At 62.5% G+C, this 22,787-nt stretch carries 18 protein-coding genes and 3 pseudogenes; 11 read left to right on the top strand and 10 right to left on the bottom strand.

The features are described 5' to 3' along the window. Positions 1 to 60: 60 nt before the first annotated feature. From PFEN_RS17425 to PFEN_RS17410, 4 genes are all read left to right on the top strand, one after another. Positions 61 to 1,053 carry a helix-turn-helix domain-containing protein gene (locus PFEN_RS17425; protein WP_191488064.1) on the top strand — a complete coding sequence of 331 codons (993 nt, stop codon included), beginning with the start codon at positions 61 to 63 and terminating at the stop codon, positions 1,051 to 1,053. Positions 1,054 to 1,122: 69 nt separating this feature from the next. Next, entirely contained in the window at positions 1,123 to 2,058 is a 936-nt protein-coding gene (locus tag PFEN_RS17420; protein ID WP_191488063.1) for a transporter, read from the top strand. Positions 2,059 to 2,068: 10 nt separating this feature from the next. Next, positions 2,069 to 3,316: an MFS transporter gene (locus PFEN_RS17415; protein ID WP_191488062.1), complete on the top strand. Its 1,248-nt coding sequence runs from the start codon at positions 2,069 to 2,071 to the stop codon at positions 3,314 to 3,316. Between the two features lie 16 nt (positions 3,317 to 3,332). Next, positions 3,333 to 4,796, top strand: coding sequence for an amidase (locus PFEN_RS17410; protein ID WP_191488061.1), 1,464 nt, complete (start codon positions 3,333 to 3,335; stop codon positions 4,794 to 4,796). Positions 4,797 to 4,857: 61 nt separating this feature from the next. On the opposite strand, the pseudogene PFEN_RS17405 reads toward PFEN_RS17410, so the two are convergent. Continuing rightward, a pseudogene (locus PFEN_RS17405) lies at positions 4,858 to 5,415 on the bottom strand (MFS transporter); the annotation flags it as partial. On the opposite strand from PFEN_RS17405, the pseudogene PFEN_RS17400 reads away from it, so the two are divergent. Further along, positions 5,413 to 5,559: pseudogene (locus tag PFEN_RS17400) on the top strand (threonine ammonia-lyase, biosynthetic); the annotation flags it as partial. The pseudogenes PFEN_RS17405 and PFEN_RS17400 overlap by 3 nt on opposite strands. Positions 5,560 to 5,597: 38 nt before the next feature. Here the strand turns inward: PFEN_RS17400 and eco are convergent. Beyond that, positions 5,598 to 6,077, bottom strand: coding sequence for a serine protease inhibitor ecotin (gene eco, locus PFEN_RS17395; protein WP_191488060.1), 480 nt, complete (start codon positions 6,075 to 6,077; stop codon positions 5,598 to 5,600). 425 nt (positions 6,078 to 6,502) lie between these two features. Between eco and PFEN_RS17390 the strand changes: the two genes are divergently transcribed. Continuing rightward, positions 6,503 to 6,772 (top strand): DUF1652 domain-containing protein, encoded by a 270-nt coding sequence (locus tag PFEN_RS17390; protein ID WP_191488059.1) that lies wholly within the window; start codon positions 6,503 to 6,505, stop codon positions 6,770 to 6,772. Positions 6,773 to 6,934: 162 nt separating this feature from the next. Then, positions 6,935 to 8,581 (top strand): phosphoglucomutase (alpha-D-glucose-1,6-bisphosphate-dependent), encoded by a 1,647-nt coding sequence (gene pgm / locus PFEN_RS17385; RefSeq protein WP_191488058.1) that lies wholly within the window; start codon positions 6,935 to 6,937, stop codon positions 8,579 to 8,581. A gap of 189 nt (positions 8,582 to 8,770) precedes the next feature. Here pgm and PFEN_RS17380 read toward each other — a convergent pair whose 3' ends face one another. Then, complete coding sequence (locus PFEN_RS17380) at positions 8,771 to 9,469, bottom strand: pirin family protein (protein WP_191488057.1); 699 nt, start codon at positions 9,467 to 9,469, stop codon at positions 8,771 to 8,773. Positions 9,470 to 9,751: 282 nt separating this feature from the next. Between PFEN_RS17380 and PFEN_RS17375 the strand changes: the two genes are divergently transcribed. Continuing rightward, complete coding sequence (locus PFEN_RS17375) at positions 9,752 to 12,217, top strand: UvrD-helicase domain-containing protein (RefSeq protein ID WP_191488056.1); 2,466 nt, start codon at positions 9,752 to 9,754, stop codon at positions 12,215 to 12,217. Positions 12,218 to 12,266: 49 nt separating this feature from the next. Here the strand turns inward: PFEN_RS17375 and PFEN_RS17370 are convergent, their stop codons facing one another. Further along, a complete protein-coding gene (locus PFEN_RS17370) occupies positions 12,267 to 12,557 on the bottom strand; it encodes a DUF1652 domain-containing protein (RefSeq protein WP_191488055.1) in 291 nt (96 codons plus the stop codon). Between the two features lie 243 nt (positions 12,558 to 12,800). Here PFEN_RS17370 and PFEN_RS17365 point away from each other — a divergent pair, with 243 nt between their 5' ends. The 3 genes and pseudogenes from PFEN_RS17365 (at position 12,801) to PFEN_RS31495 (ending at position 16,354) form a co-directional block, all read left to right on the top strand. Then, complete coding sequence (locus tag PFEN_RS17365) at positions 12,801 to 14,207, top strand: NAD(P)/FAD-dependent oxidoreductase (RefSeq protein ID WP_191488054.1); 1,407 nt, start codon at positions 12,801 to 12,803, stop codon at positions 14,205 to 14,207. Positions 14,208 to 14,584: 377 nt separating this feature from the next. Then, positions 14,585 to 15,496: pseudogene (locus PFEN_RS31500) on the top strand (MCP four helix bundle domain-containing protein); the annotation flags it as partial. Beyond that, positions 15,491 to 16,354, top strand: coding sequence for a methyl-accepting chemotaxis protein (locus PFEN_RS31495; protein ID WP_412071451.1), 864 nt, complete (start codon positions 15,491 to 15,493; stop codon positions 16,352 to 16,354). The pseudogene PFEN_RS31500 and the gene PFEN_RS31495, both read left to right, overlap by 6 nt. Positions 16,355 to 16,403: 49 nt before the next feature. Here PFEN_RS31495 and PFEN_RS17355 read toward each other — a convergent pair whose 3' ends face one another. The 6 genes from PFEN_RS17355 to PFEN_RS17330 all read right to left on the bottom strand — a co-directional run bounded on the left by PFEN_RS17355 (position 16,404) and on the right by PFEN_RS17330 (position 22,682). Continuing rightward, on the bottom strand, positions 16,404 to 17,381 hold the full coding sequence (locus PFEN_RS17355; RefSeq protein WP_191488052.1) for an NAD(P)-dependent oxidoreductase: 978 nt from the start codon (positions 17,379 to 17,381) through the stop codon (positions 16,404 to 16,406). Between the two features lie 19 nt (positions 17,382 to 17,400). Further along, complete coding sequence (locus tag PFEN_RS17350; RefSeq protein WP_191488051.1) at positions 17,401 to 18,699, bottom strand: MFS transporter; 1,299 nt, start codon at positions 18,697 to 18,699, stop codon at positions 17,401 to 17,403. A 65-nt stretch (positions 18,700 to 18,764) separates the two neighbouring features. After that, a complete protein-coding gene (locus PFEN_RS17345) occupies positions 18,765 to 19,718 on the bottom strand; it encodes a sugar kinase (RefSeq protein ID WP_191488050.1) in 954 nt (317 codons plus the stop codon). Further along, entirely contained in the window at positions 19,711 to 20,499 is a 789-nt protein-coding gene (locus PFEN_RS17340; protein ID WP_191488049.1) for a sugar phosphate isomerase/epimerase family protein, read from the bottom strand. The genes PFEN_RS17345 and PFEN_RS17340 overlap by 8 nt, the downstream gene beginning before the upstream one ends. Before the next feature lie 99 nt (positions 20,500 to 20,598). Further along, the gene (locus tag PFEN_RS17335) at positions 20,599 to 21,636 is read right to left on the bottom strand and encodes a LacI family DNA-binding transcriptional regulator (protein WP_191488048.1); all 1,038 of its coding nucleotides are present in this window, start codon (positions 21,634 to 21,636) and stop codon (positions 20,599 to 20,601) included. 116 nt (positions 21,637 to 21,752) lie between these two features. Continuing rightward, positions 21,753 to 22,682 carry an alpha/beta hydrolase gene (locus PFEN_RS17330; protein WP_191488047.1) on the bottom strand — a complete coding sequence of 310 codons (930 nt, stop codon included), beginning with the start codon at positions 22,680 to 22,682 and terminating at the stop codon, positions 21,753 to 21,755. Positions 22,683 to 22,787: the final 105 nt, after the last annotated feature.

The following is a 22,787-nucleotide window of genomic DNA, read 5'->3' as shown; positions in this document are numbered from 1 at the left end:
CGGAATGGAACTTGCGTAAGCAACTGCCTGTAAGCCTTGTGTGCTCAACAGGAACCGTCCATGAACAACAATAATTCAGCCGTGGAAACCACCATGGCAACCTCGGGTATGCCTTCAGCGATTCAGCGGTATCACACCCATGATATCGATCAGCACGCGCGTAACATGGGTGGCTGGCAGGTGCGTTACGATCAGATGACGCCGGGGCGCTTCGAGGGCGAGCTGATCGAGTTCCGTGCCGGCTGGATGCAGCTGGTGCGCGACCGCACCAATCAGTCCATGCTCAAGAGTGGTAGCGCCTGGGCGGGGGCCATCACCTTCAGCGTGCCACTGAGCTCACAGGGGCCGGTGTTTTGCGCCGGGCATCCGATCCATGAGCAGAGCCTGCTGGTGGCTCATGGTGAGCACTTGCCCGATCTGCGCATCCCCGAGCATCTGGACCTCTTGGCCGTCACGGTTGAAATCCAGGCCCTGGAGCATGTTCTGGAACGCCAGGCCAGCCGGTTTCGAATTACCGATCTTCCCAGGTGTTACCGTTTGGGCACTTCCTCGGTGCAAGCCGAGCTGACGCTATTGTTCGATGAGTTGGCCGCTGCCGATCAGGGGCAAGATAACCTGCTGGGTCATGAGGCGATTCGTCATGGGATCCGCGACGCGGTGATGGTGCAGTTGCTGGAGCTGGTGGCACCGGATCAGGCGCCACCCCTCAATCCGACGGCGCGCAAGCGCATGGTCGATCGTGCCAGGGAATATGCGCTGGGGCATCTGGACGAGCCCTTGTCGATCCTCGACCTGTGCAATCACATCGGCGCCAGCCGGCGCAAACTCCAGTACTGTTTCCAGGAAACCCTGGGTATCAATCCCGTGGCCTACTTGCGGGCACTGCGCCTCAACGCGGTGCGCCGTGAGCTGCGTGACAGCCTCTATGAGCAAGGGGTGCAAGAGGTGGCGGCGCGCTGGGGCTTCTGGCACCTGAGTCGCTTTGCCAGCGATTATCGGACGCTGTTCGGCGAGACGCCATCGCAGACCTTGCGTCGCCATCAACTGTGCTGAAAACGGATAACCCGCTACCCGGGACCGTTACTAGGATGGCCCACACCATTTGATTGGGAGGGGCATTCGATGAGTCACCACAACAACAATTCAAGTATTCGCCGCGTCAGCGTGTTCACCTTGGGGCTGTTCGGTTTATGCGCCGCCGCGCAGGCCACTGAAAACGGCTCACCCACCACCGCCGTGGGGGTCTATGACTTCGGCGCGGGGATGATGCCGCCGGCCACGCCGTTCGGCACCCTGGGCCTGCGTACCGCCTTTTATTCGACCCATGTGCAGAAAGACAGCCACGGACGCTCCGTGGACAACAAGTTCTCCCTGGACGTGCTGTCTATTGGCCTGGCCTACATGCGCATGACCAACTACACCGTGTTGGGTGCCCAATACGGCTTCGGCACGGTGGTGCCGTTCTTCAAGATGGACGCGTCCCTGGAAGTGCCGACACCGGCTGGGCCACTGAAACTGGACGCCGATCCCTTCCGCCTGGCCGATGTGCAGTTCCTGCCCCTGATCCTGCAGTGGAACCTGTCGCCCAATCTGTTCATCAATACCCAGTTTCAGATCCAGGCGCCAACCGGTGACTACGACAAGAACCGACTGGTATCCCCCGGGCTCAACCACTGGACTTTTTCCCCCATCGTCAACGCCACCTACATCAGCGACAGCGGCTTCGAGGTGTCGTCCAGCTTCGAGGCGGACGTCAACACACGCAACCCGGCTACCGACTACAAGAGCGGCATCGAGTACCGTCACGAGTTCGCCGTGGGCCAGCACTTCGGTCCCTGGACCGCTGGCATTGGCGGCTACTACTACCGTCAGTTCACCGATGATGAAGCCCCGGGCCTGACCGGTGGCAATCGGGCCCGGGTGCTGGCGGTGGGGCCGGCGGTGAGCTACTTCAAACCGGGGCTGCCGCCGATCTGGCTGCACGTTTACAAAGAGCAGGGCGCTAGCAACCGCGCCGAAGGCTACACCGTCGCCTTGCGCGTTTCCCAAAGCTTCTGAGGGCCGGATCATGACCGATGTGCATTCTGCTTCGACTCTGGCCACGCCCGTCACGCGTCAGGCCACGGGGCGCCGTGAAGGGCTGGTGCTGATGCTGGGCAGTAGCCTGACCATCATGGGCGCGGCGATGGTTGCGCCGATCCTGCCGAAACTGGGGGCCGAGTTCGCTCCACTCAATCCGCAGGCCGGTGTGCTGCTGCCATTGGCGGTGACCGGGCCGGCGCTGGCGATTGCCGTGTGCGCGCCGCTGGCCGGCTGGCTCGCCGATCGGGTCGGACGCAAGGCGCTGCTGGTGTTTGCCACCGTGCTCTATGCCTTGCTTGGCGCGCTGCCGGCGTTGCTCGGCGACCTGCTCTCGATTGTTGCGGTACGCCTGCTGTTCGGGGTGGCCGAGGCAGCGGTGATGACCTGTTGCGCGGCGCTGATCGCCGACTATTGGCAGGGTGAGGAACGGTTGCACTACATCAATCGCCAGGTGGTCACCATCGGCCTGGTCGGTGCGTTGTTCTACGTCCTGGGCGGCGCCTTGGGCGAGCATTCCTGGCGCTTGCCGTTCCTTCTCTATCTATTACCGCTGCTGTTGGTGCCAGCCATGCTCAAGCTGCTCTGGGAACCGGTTAGTGCCCAGCCGTCCGTCGAGGCGCAAGGCGCGCAGCGGGTGGCGTTCCTGCCGCTGGTTGTGGGTTATCTGCTGATCCTCGGCGGTATGGTGCTGTGCTTTGTGGTGCCGGTACAAACCCCCATCTTGCTGGTCGGTCTCGGCGTAACGTCGAGCACCCTGATCGGTTTGTCCGCCGGCCTGAGCCTGCTGGCCACCCTGGGCGGCTCCCTGGCTTGGCCGCTGCTGCGGCGGCGCCTGGGGATCGCTGGTACCAATGGGCTATTGCTGCTGTTGCTGGGGATCGGGCTGTGGTTGCTGATGCGCGGGCACAGCTATGAGCAAGTGCTGTTGGCGGTGCTGATCCATGGTTTGGGCGCGGGGCTGCTGGTACCCAATGTCATGGCCCCGGTAATGGAGGCCCTGAGTGCCAGAACCCGTGGTCGCGGGCTGGGCGGCTTCACCGCCTGCCTGTATTTCGGTCAATTCGTCAGCCCCTTGGTGGTGGTGGCTCTGGGGGCGTTTACGGGTGACTTGCGCCATTCCATCGCATGGCTGGCCCTTGCCAGTGTCGCTGCCGCGTTCCTGTGGGGGATCGCCGCGTTGGCGCGTCAGCGCTCGAATGCTGTCGCCGTATCCACCCCCTCGTCATTGAAATAGAGTCGGAGTATCAAGCATGCAAGACATCCAGCAGCTATTGGACAAAGAAGACGCCAGCGGCCTGGCCGCGCTGGTCAGGTGCGGCGACGTGCAGCCGGTGGAGCTGCTCGACGCGGTGATCGAACGTCTGGAGAGGGTCGAGCCCCAGCTCAATGCGGTGGCCGAGCGGCTCTACGAGCAGGCCCGCGAAGCGGCACTCGAACCCGGGGTTCGCGAGGGGCTGTTTGCCGGTGTGCCGACCTTGATCAAGGACCTGTTCGCGCCGGTGCGAGGAGCGGCGATGACCAATGGTTCCCTGGCCCTGGGCGCGGCTCGCGCCGATTTCGAGTCTGAGGTGGTGACCCGCCTGCGCCGCGCCGGTTGCCTGATTGTCGGCACCAGCACGGCGCCGGAATTCGGTACCTCCTACTCCACAGAATCGACTCGCTTTGGCGCCACCCGCAACCCATGGAATACCCAGCATAGTGCTGGCGGCTCCAGCGGTGGGGCGGCGGCGTTGGTGGCGGCACGGGTGGTGCCTTTTGCCCATGGCAATGACGGCGGTGGCTCGTTGCGGGTGCCAGCGTCCTGTTGCGGGGTTTTCGGGCTCAAGCCCAGCCGTGGTTTGCTGCCCTCCGGACCGATGATCGGCGAGGGCTGGGCGGGCATGGGGACCAACCACTGCATCACCTTGTCGGTGCGCGACAGCGCGGCGCTGCTCGATGCCACGGCTGGGGCCGATCTGGGCGCGCCCTATGCCGCGCCGCGGCAGGCACGGCCTTATGTGACGGCCTTGGAGCAGGCACCACGGCCATTGCGGATCGCCCTGGTGGATCAGCTCGGGCCCTGGCCGACCTCTCCGCAAAGTCTGGCGGCGGTGCATCAGGCCGCGAGCCTGTGCGAGTCCCTGGGACATCGGGTTGAGCCTGCCCGGTTACCGGTGGTACTGCCCGAGTTTCTCGATCAGGTGTTCACCATCATCGGTGCCAGCACGCGCAACTACGTCGAGCTGTTGGGACAGATGCGTGGCGCGCCGGTGCGGCCCGAGGAGCTGGAAGTCCGCACGCGCATCATTTTGCGCGACAAGGGTGGGGTCAGCGGCGCGCAATATGCGGCGGCCGTGGAGTGGATCCATGCCCTCGGCCGGCAGTTGGCGCTGTTCATGCAGGATTACGACCTGATCCTCAGCCCGACCCTGACCCGTGAACCGGTGCCAATCGGCGAGCTGGATCTGCGCGACGCCAGCCTGAGCCTTGATGAATTGATCGAGCGCTTCCACAGCTACTCGCCGTTTACCGCTTTGTTCAACGCCAGCGGACAACCGGCGATGTCGGTGCCGCTGCATTGGAGCGCGCAAGGCTTGCCCATGGGCGCGCATTTCGCCGGCCGCTTTGGCGAGGAAGCGACCTTGCTGGCCTTGGCCGCGCAACTGGAACAGGCCCAGCCCTGGCGCCAGTGTGTGCCGCCAGTGAATGCCTGCCAGAGCGCTCTCAACGGTTAAGCGCGATGCGTGTGGGAGCGAGCCCGCTCCCACTGGTTCTGTTCCACCTTGATCACGGATATCAGGCCTTGGCGTTTTTCATCGATACGTTCAGCGGGGCTGCTCGTGCGATCACGCCGATGATGGTCAACGCGGCAATCACCAAGCCAGGTGAAGCCGCCAGCAACACCCCAGTGGTACCCGCCCCGGCTGCCAGAATCTGTCCCGCCGCCAGGGGACCGGTCACTGATCCCAGGCGGCCGATCGCAACGGCCGCCCCCACTCCGGTGGCCCGCACCGAGGTCGGATACGAAGGCGGCGCCAGGGCATAGAGCACCAATTGCGCGGCCATCACGAACAGCCCCGCGGCAAACCCGGCGACGGCCATTGGCACTATGCCCAGCGACAGGCCGACTCCGGCCAACGCTGCCAGCAACCCGGCATACACGAACAGCACTACCTTGATACCGTTGCAGCGATCCAGTAGCAGGCCGCCAAGCAGGGAGCCGAGCGCACCGCCGATGTTGAACAGCACCTGCACCAAGCTGGCCTGCGGCTTGCTGAAACCTTGTTCCAGCAGCAGCGAAGGCAGCCAGTTGAGCAACATGTACATCACGGTCAGGGTAAAGAAGTAGCCGAGCCTTCCGGCGCGCTGGCGGTGGCGGGGATCAAGCAGTATGTGGTCGCGCACGGCGTGCGCGAGCAGACCCTGGTGGCGATCAACTCTGGGGCCAACATCAACTTCGACAGTCTGCGCCATGTCGCCGAACGCGCGGCCCTGGGCTCTGTATGAAAAGCCGGGGGCGCGTGAGTCGGCACGGGTTATTCGCGGCTGGCAGGCTTGATCAGCTTGGAAGGCGACCAGATCCGGTAACGGATTTCGAGGTCATCGGGGGCGTAGATCACCAGCGGCAACTTGCTGTTGTAACGCAGCATGTAGCCTTCGCCGATCACCGGGATGAAATCTTTTTTCGTCTTGCTGCCAGGTGGGCAGGCCATCAGGGTGGAGACCGGCCCGGTGACTTTCTCCAGGCGGTAATAGGAGTAGCTCCAACCCTCCAGGTTCTTTTCGTCAAGGTTGCCGCCCAGGCGCTTCTGGTTGCAATCGACCGGCATGACCTTGCCGGCGATGATCTCGACCCGATGATCGGAGTCCTTGGTCATCTTCGGCACGCGAATGACCGAGCGGGTAAATCCGTCCTCGGCCTTGGGAAAGGCGGCCAGGTCGGCTTTGTCGGCGGCGACCGCGCCGGTGGTCGTCAGCGCCAGCAGGAGGGTTGCGGCGATAGTCGTCGAATTCATGAGCTCTCGTTGCCCTGTCATGAGGGGAACTCCCTCGTTTGATGGATGCGGTTGCGGCACGGCGCCGAATGACACTGGCGTTGGATGCCCGTCCAGGCCAGGGCGTTTGCCACGATACCGGCAAACGGCATGGTCGTAGAAGGCATTTGATGCATTTTGCACTGGCACGCGGGCCTATTAGCACTTTAAAGCATTGATTATTCCAGCAAACAATAATTCATCTTGTTTCGGCACGCTGAGTGCGTGGTCATTGTGTCGGATTGTCGGACGAATAACCTTAACGGCCGGGGTAAAACGGCCTAATCTAGAGGAGGCTGTCGCCCTCCAGGGCTGGACCGGGCGCCCGCTTGAAGTGCCGTTGTGAATGGCTAACGCTGGCTATTCTGCCAAAGACCTGGCCGTCTCACATAAAGGAGAGAGTCGCCATGCAAGTATTGTCCACGCTGGAGTTACGCAATATCATCGAGAGCAGTTTCCTGCCCACGCGCTGTCAATGCAGCCTGGGGGCGGACGAGTCGTTGACGGTCAAGGTATTCGACCGAAAATCCGAACGGGTGGACCTGGTGGTTACCGGTATCCAGGCTTCGACGCTTGACAGCAGTCGGGCCATTTCCGACCTGATTGCAGAACTGCGTTATGACCTGAAAAATCATCAGGTCGTTTCTCTTGGCGAAATGAAAGCCCGGGCGCGCTAACGCACCGCATCATTTGCGCCGTCGAGACACGCGCTTCCCTGCCGGGGGAGCGCGTGCCGCATGGAAAATCTTTTCGCCAACGGATAGAACCCTTAACGCCAGTGTCGAACTGCCAGTAAACTGCGCATCTTCTCCTGTACCACCCATCTCCAGAGGTTTTGCATGACACTCAGTCCTTTTGCGGGCAAGCCGGCACCGGCACAGTTGCTGGTTGATATCCCGCGACTGGTATCGGCCTATTACACCGGCCAGCCCGATGCGGCGATCTCCACCCAACGCGTGGCCTTCGGCACCTCCGGGCATCGCGGCAATTCGTTCGAGCTGAGTTTCAACGAGTGGCATGTCCTGGCGATCAGCCAGGCCATCTGCCTGTATCGCCAGGCCCAGGGCATCGACGGTCCACTGTTTGTCGGTATCGATACCCACGCCCTGTCCACGCCGGCCGGCGCCAGCGCGCTGGAAGTATTCGCCGCCAATAGCGTGGAGACCATGATCGCCACCGGCGACGAGTACACGCCGACGCCAGCGGTGTCCCATGCGATCATCTGCTATAACCGCGGGCGAACCTCGGGCCTGGCGGACGGTGTGGTCATCACCCCGTCCCATAACCCGCCGGAAAGTGGTGGCTTCAAATACAACCCGCCCAACGGTGGCCCGGCCGATACCCATGTCACCAAGTGGATCGAGGCCAAGGCCAACGAACTGCTGGGCAACCGCCTGGCGGGGGTGAAGCGGATGAGCTATGAGCAGGCGCTCAAGGCCGACACTACCCATCGCCATGACTACCTCAATACCTACGTGGCGGACCTGATCAACGTCATCGACCTGGACGCCATCCGTTCCGCCGGCCTGCGCCTGGGCGTGGATCCGCTGGGCGGGGCCGGGGTGCGTTACTGGTCGGCGATTGCCGAGCACTATCGACTGAACCTGGAAGTGGTCAACACCGAAGTCGACCCGACCTTCCGTTTCATGTGCGTGGACTGGGACGGCAAGATTCGCATGGACCCGTCCTCCAGCCATGCGATGCAGGGCCTGATCGGTTTGAAGGAGCGTTTCGACGTGGCCTTTGCCTGCGACCCGGACCATGACCGCCATGGCATCGTCACCCCGTCCGGCGGCCTGTTGGCGCCGAACAACTACCTGGCGGTGTCCATCGACTACCTGTTCCAGAACCGTCCGCACTGGCGCGGCGACGCGGCGGTGGGCAAGACCGTGGTCAGCAGTGGCCTGATCGATCGGGTGGCGGCCCGCCTGGGGCGGCGCCTGTATGAGGTGCCGGTGGGCTTCAAGTGGTTCGCCGACGGTCTGTTCGACGGTTCCCTCGGCTTTGGTGGCGAGGAGAGCGCCGGGGCGTCGTTCCTGCGCAAGGACGGCAGCGTCTGGACCACCGACAAGGACGGACTGATCCCGGCCTTGCTGGCGGCGGAAATGACCTCGCGCACCGGTCGCGATCCGAGCCAGATCTACCGTGGCCTGACCGATGAGCTGGGCGAGCCGTTCTCCGTGCGCGTCGATGCCAAGGCGACGCCGGCGCAGAAGGCCCTGCTGAGCAAGTTGGCACCGGAGCAGGTGACGTCCACGCAATTGGCCGGCGAATCGATCCAGCGCATCCTCAGTCATGCCCCGGGTAACGACCAGGCCATTGGCGGGTTGAAGGTGATGACCGAGAACGGCTGGTTCGCCGCGCGGCCGTCGGGCACCGAGGATATCTACAAGATCTACGCTGAAAGCTTTATCGGTGACGATCACCTCAAGCGCCTGGTGGAAGAGGCGCAGGTGCTGGTGGACGGGGCAATCTCCCCGAACTGATCCCGTGGAGCACGACGCCGTGGCGAGCGGGCTTGCCCGCGCCCGACTGCGAAGCAGTCGTGAAACCGGAGATATCGGTCTATCTGATAGACCGAGTTCGCTGGTTTCAGGGGTGCTTCGCACCCCAGCGCGGGCAAGCCCGCTCGCCACAATGGTTGTTCACCCTTTTTTGGTGGGGCGATCAGCGAGTCAAGCCAAGTCCACCAGAATGATTTCGCTGTCCTGCACGGCGGTCACCCGCAGCACCTGCTCGTCGGCTACCGCGATGCCATCGCGGGCTTCGGCACGCAGGCCGTTGACCTCGATCAGCCCCGTGGCCGGCACCAGGTAGGCGCGACGACCGCTGTCCAGGTGATACTCGGTGGTTTCCCCCGCTTTCAGGTTGGCCGCCACCAGGCGCGCATCGGCGCGAATCCGCAGGCTCTGGTCGTCGCCGGACTTGCCGCTGGCCAGGGTGACGAAACCTTCGCCACGCTCGCCCTTGGGAAACGGTTTGGCCCCCCAGGACGGTGCCGAGCCAGCCTCGTTGGGAATGACCCATATCTGGAAAATCTTGGTTGGCGTCGATTCCAGGTTGTACTCGCTGTGGGCGATCCCGGTCCCGGCGCTCATGACCTGGACGTCGCCGGCTTCGGTGCGGCCCTTGTTACCCAGGTTGTCCTCGTGGCTGATCGCGCCCTCACGGACATAGGTGATGATTTCCATATCCCGGTGCGGGTGCTTTGGAAAACCGGTGCCGGGGGCGATCACGTCGTCGTTCCAGACCCGCAGGTTACCCCAGTTCATGCGTTGCGGATCATGGTATTCGGCGAACGAAAAGTGGTGGTGTGCATCCAGCCAGCCGTGATGAGCAGCGCCCAGGCTCTTGAAGGGTCGAAGTTGCAGCATGAGTCTTCTCCTGTTCAGGTTCGTCATGGGCCGGCGCAAGCCAGGGCAGGACGATAACCGATGGTTGATGGCAACGATCATCTATCAGATTGATATCGATAAAAAGCGTAAAAAATGCCTTTAAATAATCGTATTAATCGATGCTTTGTTGGCGGTGATAGTTGTCTTCCCGCTTTCAATTCGTCGCCTAAATGGCTGATCGACAAGCAATTGACTAGAACTCAGGATGCAATGGAGCGACCATAGGCCTTTCGCCCAGACCGTCGCCTACCTGGAGTCAGCGTGCCATTATCGACACCCGAACCGCCTGCCGAACTTTCCTCCCTGGCTCAATTGCCCCTGTTCAAGCGCCTGTTGGCCAGATTGCTGGGCGGTGGGTTGAGTCGTCTTCGCGCCCAGCATGTGGCGTCCTGGTTGCAGGGCCAGGCCGACGGCTTTCGTAGCGGCCATGGCGCGGGCGTCGAATACGGTTACAAGGAAGGCCGGCGCGACGGCCTGGAGGAGGGACGCCAGGTCCTGCTGATCCGCGACACGCGTGCGCCGGAGCACCGCGCGCCCGGGGTCGACGACAACCTGTTCGACGACTGGCGGCTGCCGCTGACGGCCGAGTTGAAGAAGCGGATCAAGGCCGATGTGGCCCGGCTGCTGCCCGCGCACGCGCAGCCCAGCGCGGCGCAATGGAAAATGATCTTCAGCGACACGCCATCCACGGCGGTGATCGCCGGTGCCGGAGCGGGCAAGTCGACCTCGCTGGTCCTGCGCATCCTGCTGCTGACCCACTACCTGGGCTTCGAGCTGGACGCGCTGACGGTGGTGACCTTTACCCGCGAGTCGCGCAAGGATTTCATGGCCAAGCTGGTGGAAGTCATGGGGCTCTGGGGGCATGTACTGAGTCCGCGGGACGCCCGCGACATGGTTCGCACCTTCCATTCGCGGATTCTGCCCATGGTCCGCAGCCTGCCGGGGTTCGGTCAGTTGCAGGCGTTCGAGAACCTCAGCGAGCGTGCTCCGTTGGCGGACGAAGGCGCTGACAGCAATCCGTTCGACCTGCGCATCAACGATGCCCAGCGTCGGCAACTCAATGCCTGCTATCAGCGCCTGTACAGCGATAATCCGCGTTTCCGCGAGGTGTTGGTGCCACTCTACAAGCAGGCCTTGCAACTGCGCGAGTTGGAGCAGGACCACCCGGATGTGCGCAAGCGGATGGCGGTCACCGAACTGGCATCCAAGCGTGACGAGGAACTGTGTGACACGCTGGAGGATCTCTGGTTTCGCGCCGGCGCCTGGCCGATTCCCGGGATAGAACCGGACCGTGAAGTGGTCGAGATCAACGGTTCGCCGTTCCATTGCCACGGTTATATCCCTGAGTTGGAGGCCTGGGTGGTGCTCGGTTTCGACCCACGGGAAAACGCGCAGATCAGCCGTCCCGGAGCCAAGCTCACGGTGCGGGCTGAATGGGCGGTAAAACGCACCCTATTTCAAGCTTTCTGTCGTAAACCATTGATATGGTTAGAAAGTTATGACTCGGCAAAATCTGTCCTCGCCTCCCTGGCCGGCGATGCCACGGCAGGTCCCGGTTTCGACTATAAGGTCAAGGGTGAACTGACCTGCGCGCCACTGCTCGACTGTTTCGTGATGGCGGCCGGCTTTATCGAGAACCTCGGCCTGGATGTACCGAGCGCCGTGGCGCGGATGAGTTTCGCCACGGACGATCCGGACCGCTTCTTCTTCGAGGCCTTGAGCCTGTTCTGGAAGGCACTGGAGAGCCATCTGCTGGCCCAGTCGCCACCGATCATGACCTATAATCGGATGTTCTCGCTGTTCGGCGAAAATACCCCGGAAAACCAGGCACTGCTCAGCGACGAGCTGTTGCGCCCGTTGTCGCACCTGATGATCGACGAATTCCAGGACGTTTCACCACAGATCGTCTCCTGGCTGCGGGCCAGTCTGCGGGAAATCCGCCGTCGCGGCCCGGCGATGCAGGTGGGACGCGCGGCGCGGCATTCGTCGTTGTTGTGCGTGGGCGATGACTGGCAATCGATTTACGGTTGGCGCGGCAGTTCGCCCAAATACTTCATGGAGTTCAGCAAGCAATTTCCGTCGCCAGCGACGACCCGGGTCCTGCTTAGCGACAATTATCGCAGTCATCAGCACATCATCGACGCTGCCGAACATATCGTCCGCGCGGCACCGGCAATCGCCGGGAAAAAGGCCAGGGCCAGCGGGGTGCCGAAGGAACCGTGGCCGGTCAACGTGCTGGATCGCGACGACGCCGGTTTGGCCAAGCGCTTGGAGGAGCACTACCGGCAGGGTGAAAGTATATTGATGTTATTTCGAAAAAGTAGTGATAAGTCATTGATTAATGAGCATATTAATCACTTGGTTAATGTTGATTCTAGCTTGCCTGTCGAGCGGCGTCGGCTCAGGCAATTGACCTATCACAGTGCCAAGGGGCTGCAGGCCGATGTGGTGTTCTTGCTGGGGGATTGCCAGCACCTGACCCGTTCGCCTTACAAGAACCAGGTCTATCGCATGGCCGGGCTGGGCGATGACGGTGATGCCGAGGCCTACGACAATGCGCAGAAAGACGAAATCCTGAGGCTGGCCTACGTGGGCATCACCCGGGCGGTGAAGCACTGCTACTGGTATCTGGAGGGGCAGGACGGCCAAGCCGCGAATGGGCCCAAAGCCTCGGATCGGGTGGCGGGAGACAAGGCGTTTTTCGCCGATCTACGCCTCAAACCCTGAGGCGTGTGTCCGGCCAGTCAAGAGACTGGCAAGCCGGCTCGGTCAAATGTCAGTTGACGACCCGAAGGCTCTGGGGCGGCACGAAGGATTCGAGCTCGTCTTCAACCGCTTCGATGATGCGCTCGACATCGGCGGCGTTCATCACCGTGGCGCAAGGAATGCCGGCGATGGCAATCAGCGTCTCGCCGCTGGCCCGGTCGAACAACCGGGCGACCATGCTGCCTGGCGCATCCATGCTGGCCTCGAAGCCCATGGGATGAAAATGCCAACGCATCAGTTGGCAGGCGTTGGGGAAGGTCACCTTGCTGAAGACTTTGTTCATGTTGCCCACCTGTTTCATTGAGCGCTTCCTTTTGCTCCGGGTAGGAACGGCAGGACCTCATGGTCCCGCCAGTCGAGTGCTTAAAAATAGCATCCGTTGAGCGGGCACAGGAGGGTTTTTCAAGCCGTTCGGCGATTGTTTTCGTGTAAGTTGATCTGCGTCTATATACCTTGATTCGAGTGCTTTCTCTGCGGGCACGCGATGGCCTCTGACAGCAGGGATTAGGATCGCAACTATCAGTTACAGATTATGGAGTCCGGAATGTCGGCATGGCGCGGCATCAGTTTATGGATGGATCAGCTCGATGAATCGTTGACGCCGCGCGCATCTCTGGAGCAGGTGCTGGATGTCGACGTGGCCATCATCGGCGCCGGTTACACGGGACTGTGGACCGCGTATTACCTCAAGCGCCAGGCTCCGGAGTTGAACATCGTCATTGTCGAGGCGCAGATCGCCGGTTTCGGCGCTTCGGGACGCAACGGCGGTTGGGTGATGGGCAATCTGTTGGGTGAAGATCGCCTGTTGGCCGGACTCTCACCGGAACGGCGACGGGCGTCCTTCGACTTGTTGCATGACATTCCCGATGAAGTGAAGCGCGTCATCGATCGCGAAGGCATCGACTGCGACTACCGTAAAGGCGGCGTGCTGTACTGCGCCGCGCGTTACCCCGAGCAGGAGCAGAGCCTGCGGGCCTACCTGGGCGGGCTCTATAAACAAGGCCTCGACGAGACCGACTACTGCTGGCTGAGCCCCGAGCAGTTGGTTCGGCAGATTCGCGTCGCCCGACCCTACGGTGGTATCTATGCGCCCCATGTTGCCACCGTCCAGCCGGCCAAACTGGTGCGCGGCCTGGCCCGGACCGTCGAACGACTGGGGGTGCGGATATTCGAAAACAGCCCGGTGACCGACTGGCGTGCTGGCGGCCTGCGCACGGCTCGGGGGCAGGTCCGCAGTCGCTGGGTGGTCCCGGCCGTGGAAGGTTACTCGGTAACGCTGCCGCCTCTGGGGCGCTATCAACTGCCGGTACAAAGCCTGCTGGTGGCCACCGAGCCGTTATCGCAAGCAACCTGGGACGAAATCGGCCTCGCCCAGGGCCAGGCCTTCAGCGAAAGCAGTCGCCAGGTCACCTACGGCCAGCGCTCGGCCGACAACCGACTGATTTTTGGTGCTCGCGGTGGCTATCGCTTTGCTGGCCGGCTGCGTCATGACTTCGACCTCAGCGACAGTGAGGTCGACTTGCGGCGCTACCTGTTCGGCGAGCTGTTCCCGCAATTGAAGAGCGTGCGCATCACCCATTCCTGGGGTGGCAACCTGGGCATGTCGCGCCGTTTCCGGCCGCATATGCTCTGCGACCGGGCCAATGGTCTCGCCCTGGCCGGTGGTTATGGCGGCGAGGGCGTGGGCGCCAGTCACCTGGGCGGCCGAACGCTGGCCGATCTGATCCTGCAGCAGGACAGTGAACGGGTTCGGCAGCCCTGGGTGATCCAGCATGGCGGCCTCCAGGCATTGAAGGCCTGGGAACCCGAACCCTATCGCTGGCTGGGCTACAACGCGATCATCCGCAGTTTTGTCCATGAGGACCAGATCCTGGCCAACCCCAACACACCCCCTTGGCGGCGCAAGTTGGCGCGTAGCGTGGCCGGCTTCATGGAAGGTTTCATGCAGTAGCCGGCACCTGGGCGCCAGCCCATCTTGATGGTTGGCAAGTCCGCCTATGAAGTGCTGTTTCCTTCCAGCGTTACTTGCATATGCCGACCGATGCGGGAATAGAAAGATCGGTTGAGTCTTTATCCGCGTTATTGAATATCGATCCTGATCGTACCCGGTATGGAGCGAGCTCAAGAGCGGAGAATGATTCGCTATAACTTCATCGGCCGGTTGTGGGCCTCCGTGCTCTCACGGACGGCTCTTGCGGGTTGATCTTGTCTATACAAATAGTGGCGTAATGCCTTGTTTTCAGTCGCCTAGGTGGCTGAAGATGTTTCATCTGGGAATCAACTACTTTCACGTCATTCATGAAGTAAATTTTTTTCATTTTCCCCTGTATGAAATCGCAACTTCTGCCGATAAGCAGTTGTAAGTCCACCGTTGATAAAAGTGTGGCGCCAGCACTGTTGTCATGGCTATTTGCCATTCGACATGTTTCCGGCATGGAAGCTAGTAGTCCTTTTGCCCATAGAGAGCAAGCCATGTCCCTACGCAATATGAATATTGCCCCGCGCGCGTTTCTCGGTTTTGCATTCATTGCATTACTGGTTATTGTGCTGGGGGTCTTTGCCCAGACCCGCATGACGGTGATTCGTCAGGCGTCCATCGATATGGATACGAACCAACTGCCCAGCGTGGGGTATCTGGGCAATGTGCTCGAAGATGTCCTGCGCATGCGCATTCTTTCCTTTCGCGTGCTGGTCAACCGTGATCCGGCCTCCTTGCAGGACGCCGAAGCACGTATCGCGGCCCTGGTGGACAAAGTTCGCAAGGACGTGAAAAGTTACGCCGATTTGCCTGCTGACGGGGAGGAACTGGCCAAGTACAAGGAGTTTGCCGCGACGCTCGATACCTACCTGAAGGACCAGGGCCAGATGTTGGAGCTGTCACGACAGGACAAGGTCGAGGAGATGCGTAATCTGATCAACAACCAGATCAAGGCCGGTACGGATCTGATGGGCGTGCAGCTCAACCAATTGGTGGAGATCAACAAGACCGGTGCCAAGGCGGCGTCGGCCCAGGCCGGTGAGCAATACAGCAATGCCAGTTTCGGTATTATCCTGGTCTCGGTGGTGGCAGCGCTGATGACCGTGCTCTTGGCCTGGCTGTTGACCCGCAGCATCGTCGTGCCGCTGAACAAGGCTGTCGAAGCGGCTGAGACCATCGCCGGCGGGAACCTGACCAAGGCCATTGTCATCGAGGGCAAGGATGAACCGGCCCGGTTGCTCGGTGCGTTGTTGGCCATGCAAGGCAATCTGCGCAAGACCATCGAGCAGATTTCCGGCTCGGCCACCCAGTTGGCGTCGGCGGCCGAGGAGCTCAGTGCCGTGACCGAGGAGTCGTCCCGCGGCCTGCAGCAGCAGAACAACGAGATCGAGCAGGCGGCCACGGCGGTCAATGAAATGACCAGCGCGGTAGAGGAAGTGGCACGTAATGCGGTGTCGACCTCCGAAGCCTCGCAGCAGTCCAACCAGGCCGCGCGGGAAGGGCGCGACCGGGTAGTCCAGACAGTGGACGCGATCCAGGCCATGACCGAGGATGTACAAAGCACCTCGGTGCTGATCGAAGGCCTGGCGACCCAGGGCCGCGACATCGGCCAGGTATTGGACGTGATCCGCGCCATTGCCGAACAGACCAACCTGCTGGCCCTCAACGCCGCCATTGAAGCGGCGCGGGCGGGCGAGGCCGGGCGTGGTTTTGCGGTGGTGGCCGATGAAGTGCGAGCGCTGGCCCATCGCACCCAGCAGTCGACCAAGGAAATCGAACAGATGGTGGCCGGTATCCAGAATGGCACCGGCCAGGCCGTGCAATCGATGCAGCAGAGCAACCAGCGGACCCAGAGCACCCTGGAGATGGCCCGTGCCGCCGGCGTGGCCCTGGAGCAGATCAGCCAATCCATCAACCTGATCAACGAACGCAACCTGGTGATCGCCAGCGCCTCGGAAGAGCAAGCCCAGGTCTCCCGTGAAGTGGACCGCAACCTGGTGAACATTCGTGACCTGGCGTCCCAGTCGGCGGCCGGTGCCAACCAGACCAGCGCCGCCAGCCATGAACTGTCGCGCCTGGCGGTGGACCTGAATACGATGGTGGCGCGCTTCGTGATCTGACGCTTGGCGCATTGCCCGGGCCTGGCAGCGCTCGCTACCGGCACTGACTTCAGTGCTGGTAGGCCTGCGGATTGACCAGGTTCGATGGCCGTTCTCCGGCCAGTGCCGCCAGCAGGTTGTCCACCGCGCAGCGCGCCATGGCTTCGCGGGTCTCATGGGTGGCCGAACCGATGTGCGGCGTCGCCACCACATTGGCCAGGCTCAGCAAGGGCGAATCCATTGCCAGCGGTTCATGTTCGAACACATCCAGGCCGGCGCCGCGGATCCGGTGGTTGTGCAAGGCCTCGATCAACGCCTGCTCATCCACCACCTTGCCCCGGGAAATATTGATGAAGATGCTGTCCGGGCGCATCAGGGCCAATTCCCCGGCACCGATCAGCCCTTGGGTCTGAGCGGTCAGAGGTAAGGTCAGGCAGACAAAGTCGGCCTCCTGCAATAATTCGCGCAGCCCCAGGTAGCGTGCGTTGAAACGCCGCTCGACCTCGGGCTTGGGCGTTTGGCTATGGTAGAGCACCGGCATGCCGAAGCCGAAATGCCCGCGCTGGGCCAGGGCTTCACCGATACGGCCCATGCCGATGATGCCCAGCTTCTTGCCATGTACATCGCTGCCGAAATGCAGTGGGCCGATATTCCGCGTCCACTGGCGGTCGCGTACCAGGTTTGCCAGTTCCACCACGCGTCGGGCGGTGGCCAGGATCAGGGCGAAGCCCGTGTCGGCGGTGGTCTCGGTCAGCACATCGGGGGTGTTGCTGAGGAGGATCCGCCGCCGGCTCAGGTAGTCGATGTCGTAATTGTCGACACCTACCGAGACACTGGCGATTGCTTCCAGGCGTGGCGCCAGGTCGAGCAGCGCGGCGTCCAGTTTCAGGCTGGCACCGAGCAAGCCCCGGGCCTCGGGTAGCGCCGCGCGCAGTTGTGCCATGCCATCGTCCCCCAGGTCTTCGATCAGGGTGACCTGGGTGTGCGCTTGCAGGCGGGCCATCAATGAAGGCGAGAGTCTTTTGTACAACACAATCGGTTTTTTCATCGGATTCGCTCGATAGGGTTCAGGGGTGAGACAGCGCATGCTGCGTCGGCATGCTCTTGGGGGCTGCGCGGTCGCTGGCGCCGGGATTGAGAAAGGCGGTCAGGATCACGGACAACAGCAGGGCGCCACTCATCAGTAGATAGGAGGCGCCTGGCGAGCCGGTTTCGCTGTTCAGGTAGCCCACCAGGTAGGAACCGCCGAAGGAGCCGAGGGCCCCCATGCTGTTGATCAGAGCCATGGCGCCACCGGCGACATTGGCCGGGAGGATTTCCGGGACAATGGCAAAGAACGGACCATAGGGGGCGTACATGCAGGCGCCGGCAAGCACCAGCAAACCGTAGGACCACCAGAAATGCTCCGCGCCCAGGGCGTAGGAGGCGTAGAAGGCCACCGAAGCCACCAGCAGTGGCGGCCAGACGAAGCGTTTGCGCCGCTGCAGCCGGTCCGAACCCCAGGACACCGCGAGCATGGCGAGCACCGCGGCCAGATAAGGCAGGGCCGATAACCAGCCGGCTTCGACCATGTCCATCTTCAGGCCGCTTTTGAGAATCGATGGCAGCCACAGCACGAAGCCGTAGACGCCAATGCTCCAGCAAAAGAACTGCAGGGCCAGGATGATCACCTTGGGGTCGCGGAAGGCCTGGGCATAGTTTTTCACCGCCTTGATACTGACCTGCTCGGCGGCCAGGGCACTGTCCAGGTCGTGTTTTTCCCGGGCGCTGAGCCAGCTGGCGTGGGCTGGGCGTTCGTCGGCCAGGCGCCACCAGATAAAGGCCCAGATCACCGCCGGCAGACCTTCGACGATAAACATCCAGCGCCAGCTGAAGTGTTGCACCAGGTAGCCCGAGACCACTGACATCCAGAGCATGGTCACCGGGTTGCCGAGGATCAGGAAGGTATTGGCCCGTGAGCGCTCGGCGCGGGTGAACCAGTGGCACAGGTACACCAGCATCGCTGGCATCACGGCGGCTTCGACCACGCCGAGCATGAAGCGGATGCCGATCAACATATAGGCGTTGGAGACGATGCCGGTGAGGGTGGCCAGGCCGCCCCAGAGGATCAGGCTGACGAAGATCAGCTTCTTCACGCTGTGCTTCTGCGCGTAGAGGGCGCCGGGCACCTGGAAGAAGAAGTAGCCGAGAAAGAACAGCGCGCCGAGCAGCGACGACAGGCCCGGGGTGATCCTGAGATCCTCGGCCATGCCCGAGGCCGCGGCGAAACCGTAGTTGGCCCGGTCCAGATACGCCAGGCTATAGGTGATGAAGACGATGGGCATGATGTACCACCAGCGGCGGGTGGCGAGTTTCAGCGTTTGCATGGTGTGGCTCCTGAGCTTGTTGTTTTTGTCGCAGCAGGTGGCATTCAAGAAAACGGCGATCTGACTCAGCCGACAGGCGCGGGCCGGTTGGCCGCCGTCAGCTGTTCGCGGGTCGGCAAGCCCTCCATGTCGCCACGGCTCTGAACCGCCAGGGCACCGATCCAGTTGGCGCGCGCCACGGCCTGGGCAACACCCTGGTTCTCCAGCAGCGCACTGATCATGCCAACGGCGAAGGCGTCACCGGCACCGACCGTGTCCACCACCTTTGGCACCGGCACCGCGGCGACGAACCCCTCGTCCCGCTGGGTCCGGTAGTAGGCACCCTGGGCACCGAGCTTGATGGCGACTATCGCCGCGCCCTGGTCGAGGTAGAAGGCGGCGATATCGCGTGGTTCCTGGTAGCCGCTCAGCAAGCGGCCTTCGCCCAACCCCGGCAGTACCCAATGGGCGAGGGCGGCGAGGGCGTTGATGTCCTCGATCATCTGTTTTTCTCTGGTCCAAAGGCTTGGGCGCAGGTTGGGATCGAAGGACACGCTGTGTCCGGCGGCGGCCATCCGCGTCATCAACTCGAACGACAGTTCCCGGGTGCTGGCCGACAGGGCCGGCGGAATACCGGTGGCATGCAGATGAGCGGACTGGAGTAGCCGCGGACGGATATCGGCCACCGACAGGCGGCTGGCCGCCGAGCCCCGGCGGTAATACTCCACTTGCGGATCCTGGCCGAGGTCTTCGCGGGACTTGAGTTGAAAACCGGTGGGACAGGTCGGATCGATCTCGACGTGGTCGCAATACAAACCTTCACCTTGCAGTGTGTCGATCACGAAGCGGCCCAGGGAATCGGCGCCGACCCGGCTCAGCCAATTCACCTTGAAACCCAGCCGGGCCAGGCCGATGGCGACGTTGCTGTCAGCCCCGGCAATACGTTTGTGGAAGTGTCCGACCCGGGCCAGATCGCCGGTCTGTTCGGCGACGAACATTGCCATGGTCTCGCCGAAGGACAGGATCTCGATATCAGGCATGTGCGCGTTCCTCCATGAAACGGCCCAGGCGGGCGAGGATGCGCACCTGTTCGCCAGTGACGGCCAGCAGTTCGTCACCTTGCAGTGGGTATTCCACGGCCCTGGTTACTCCTTGACTCATCTGCTCCAGCAAACGTTCCCACAGTTCCAGATCGATGGCGCTCGGTGCTTGGGCGACGAGCTTGCCATCCTTGCGCTGGGCCACTGCCTTGCAGTGCAGGTAGTCGACATGCCGGCCGAGCAGGCGCGCGGCACTGCTGGCGGATTGGTCTTGCCAATGCCAGTTGCCGATATCGAAGGTCATTTTCACCGGCAGGCGTTGTTGCTCGACCTGATCGAAAAAACCTAGCAAGGGTTCGATGCGACCGCCCTGGTAGGTCTGGTCGTTCTCCACCAGCAAGCGCACCGATGACGCCGAGAGTAATCCTGCCAGGGCCGACAGGTCGCTGTTCCCGCTGAAGTGGCCCAGAGAGACTTTCAGCCAGCCGGCACCAAAGGCTTCGGCGCGTTGCAGGGTGGCCGCCAGTTGCGCATCCGGGCGCGACTGGCCGGCCGGCCACAATTCCAGGGGCGAGGAGTAGGCGCACTCCAGGCCCATCGCTGTCGCTCGGGCGGCAAAGCGCCGCGGGTCTTCATCGGTCAGCAACTCTTCGCGCACCTCGATACGGCGGGCGCCGGCCTCGGCCAGCAGTTCGATAAAACTTTCCTGGCCGCGTTCGCGGACCAGCGCCGCGCCATAGCTGGAGAGGCTGATAGAGACGGGAAACAGCTGTTCTTTCATGGTTGTTGTACCTCTGAAACCGGTTTCATTTTTTGGCGGATATTGATAAAAGGTCATAGGTAGCGGAATTCAGGCAAGTGCTGTTACCTCGGCGCGCGCCTACGAGGGGTGTTCGGTTTTCGTTCGCTGGGTTGAACCGCGGACGATCAGCTGTGCGGGAAAGTCGATGGCCCTTGCCGCGCCCTTGTCACCCCGCAGCCGCTTGAACAGGCAGTCGAAGGCACTGGCGCCGATCTGGCGGGTGGGTTGGGCGAGGGCGGTGATGCCAGTGCCCACCAGCGGGAACCATTCGAGGTCGTCCAGGGCGATCAGGCCGATCTCATCGAAAAGCGCGCAGCCCAGCTCGCGCAGGGCCTGGACACTGGCCAGGGCCGCGACGCCGTTGGCACAGAACAGCGCCTTGGGACCGGCACCCGGCGAGGCCAGAAAGTCTCGCAACTGAGCCTGCAAGGTGTCGCCGGTATGACCGATACGACCGCTCAGTGCGCCACGCCCGGCGATTTCGCCGCTGAAACGCTCGACCCGTTCCAGCCGCGAACTGGTGCCATCCAGCGGTTCGCTGACCAGCATCAGGTCGCGGTAACCCTGTTGCTCCAGGTGCTCGATGGCGCAGCGCACGGCGGCGCCGTTGTCGAGGCCGACCAGGTCGCTGTCCAGGTGCTCGACCTTACGGTCCACCAGCACCATCGGCATTTCCCGGTGCAACTGCTGCAGTTCTTCGAGGTGATGGCCGAGGGTGTTGAGGATCAGGCCTTCGATGTTGTACGAGCGCAGCGCCGCGAGGTGCTGGCGTTCCTGCTGGTCGTCGCGATCGGTGTTGCACACCACCAGGCTATAGCCGTGGGCGCGGCAGGCGGTTTCCACGCCATGCATCACGGCAATCGAATAGGGGTTGCGGATATCGGCCACCAGCATGCCGATCAGGCGGGTCCGCCCGCGCTTCAGTCCACGGGCCATCTGGTTCGGGCGGTAGCCCAGTTCGCTGATCGCCTGTTCGATGCGCAAAGCGATGGCTTCGGAGAGCAGGGCGCGGTCATCGCCGATAAAGCGCGACACACTGGCCTTGGAAACCCCGGCACGTTCGGCGACATCGAGCATGGTGACGCGACTGCGTTGGGCAGCGGAAAAACTGTTCACGGCCTGAAACCTTTTCTTGGAGTTGTCGGCAGGCGGTCGCCGCATTGGCGTTGAAACCGGTTTCAGGAGAACTCAAGGCAAGGGTTGTCGTCAAGTTTTTTTGCCGGGCTTGTCGACTACAGGTTCAAGGACCGGCGTAGTGCGGCCAGGAGTTTTTCATAGAGCAGATCCACCTCCGGGGCCATCCTCCGGGCCCGCAGGCAGCCATGCACCAGGCCGTGACCGGGATGGAAATCCACCGCCACGCCGGCGGCCTGCAGGCGCCCGGTGTAGTGCACGCCGTCATCGCGCAAGGGGTCGAACTGCGCCACGGCGATAAACGCCGGGGCCAATCCGTGCAGATCCGTGGCCTGCAATGGCATTGCATAGGCTGAAGGTTTTCCCGGGGTCGGCAGATATAACGCCTGATAGCAGTGCACATCGCGGGCGTTGAGCAGCGGGGCGTCGGCGCATTCGGTGCGTGAGGGTAACCTGTCGTCGCCGCCCAGCCCTGGATAGATCAGTGCTTGCAGTCGCGGCTGTGCTTGCCCGGCATCGCGCAGGGCCAGGCACACGGCGGCGGCGAGATTGCCACCGGCGCTGTCACCGGCAATCGCCATGCGTCGGGGGTTCAGTTGCCAGGTCGCGGCGCCCGCCTGCAGGCCGCGCCAGACCGCCAGGCAGTCCTCGAAGGCCGCGGGGTAGGGATGCTCCGGCGCGAGTCGATAGTCGACGGCGATGACCACGGCGTTGAGCAGGGACGCCAGCTCCGCGGTGATGAAATCGTGGGAGTCGAGGTCGCCGACCACCCAGCCGCCGCCATGCAGGTAGAGCACGCAGGGCCAGCCGGTGGCGGGTGGCTGGGAGACCGGGCGGTAATGGCGCACGGGCACCTGGTCGATCAGATGCTCGCTGATGTTGATACCGGCTGGCCGCGGTGGCGTGAAGGCCCGGCACATCGCGCTGTAGCCGGCACGCAGGCCCCGGATGCTGGTGTCCGGATAGCTGAAGCCGAGGGTTTTGGCGACAAAGGCGCCGAGTTCGGGGGAAAGCGGGTAATCGCTCATGCGTGGTCCCAGGCGTATTCCAGGTGACGGGAGAACTTGTGGGAGCGGAACTTGTGTGGGGCGGTGCTTGCCCGCGAAGAGGCCCGTGAGAACGCTAAAAGCTTC

It is taken from the genome of Pseudomonas sp. FEN, assembly GCF_904067045.1.
Lineage (GTDB): Bacteria > Pseudomonadota > Gammaproteobacteria > Pseudomonadales > Pseudomonadaceae > Aquipseudomonas.
This window is presented reverse-complemented; position numbering and strand designations above follow the sequence as displayed.

What these genes read in the sequence shown, in the direction of transcription:
- PFEN_RS17420 (WP_191488063.1), top strand. Translation starts at nt 1,123, where the DNA reads ATGAGTCACCACAACAACAATTCAAGTATTCGCCGCGTCAGCGTGTTC.
- pgm (WP_191488058.1), top strand. Translation starts at nt 6,935, where the DNA reads ATGACACTCAGTCCTTTTGCGGGCAAGCCGGCACCGGCACAGTTGCTG.
- eco (WP_191488060.1), bottom strand. Translation starts at nt 6,077, where the DNA reads ATGAATTCGACGACTATCGCCGCAACCCTCCTGCTGGCGCTGACGACC.
- PFEN_RS17425 (WP_191488064.1), top strand. Translation starts at nt 61, where the DNA reads ATGAACAACAATAATTCAGCCGTGGAAACCACCATGGCAACCTCGGGT.
- PFEN_RS17410 (WP_191488061.1), top strand. Translation starts at nt 3,333, where the DNA reads ATGCAAGACATCCAGCAGCTATTGGACAAAGAAGACGCCAGCGGCCTG.
- PFEN_RS17365 (WP_191488054.1), top strand. Translation starts at nt 12,801, where the DNA reads ATGTCGGCATGGCGCGGCATCAGTTTATGGATGGATCAGCTCGATGAA.
- PFEN_RS17370 (WP_191488055.1), bottom strand. Translation starts at nt 12,557, where the DNA reads ATGAAACAGGTGGGCAACATGAACAAAGTCTTCAGCAAGGTGACCTTC.
- PFEN_RS17345 (WP_191488050.1), bottom strand. Translation starts at nt 19,718, where the DNA reads ATGCCTGATATCGAGATCCTGTCCTTCGGCGAGACCATGGCAATGTTC.
- PFEN_RS17355 (WP_191488052.1), bottom strand. Translation starts at nt 17,381, where the DNA reads ATGAAAAAACCGATTGTGTTGTACAAAAGACTCTCGCCTTCATTGATG.
- PFEN_RS17390 (WP_191488059.1), top strand. Translation starts at nt 6,503, where the DNA reads ATGCAAGTATTGTCCACGCTGGAGTTACGCAATATCATCGAGAGCAGT.
- PFEN_RS31495 (WP_412071451.1), top strand. Translation starts at nt 15,491, where the DNA reads ATGCAAGGCAATCTGCGCAAGACCATCGAGCAGATTTCCGGCTCGGCC.
- PFEN_RS17350 (WP_191488051.1), bottom strand. Translation starts at nt 18,699, where the DNA reads ATGCAAACGCTGAAACTCGCCACCCGCCGCTGGTGGTACATCATGCCC.
- PFEN_RS17380 (WP_191488057.1), bottom strand. Translation starts at nt 9,469, where the DNA reads ATGCTGCAACTTCGACCCTTCAAGAGCCTGGGCGCTGCTCATCACGGC.
- PFEN_RS17415 (WP_191488062.1), top strand. Translation starts at nt 2,069, where the DNA reads ATGACCGATGTGCATTCTGCTTCGACTCTGGCCACGCCCGTCACGCGT.
- PFEN_RS17340 (WP_191488049.1), bottom strand. Translation starts at nt 20,499, where the DNA reads ATGAAAGAACAGCTGTTTCCCGTCTCTATCAGCCTCTCCAGCTATGGC.
- PFEN_RS17330 (WP_191488047.1), bottom strand. Translation starts at nt 22,682, where the DNA reads ATGAGCGATTACCCGCTTTCCCCCGAACTCGGCGCCTTTGTCGCCAAA.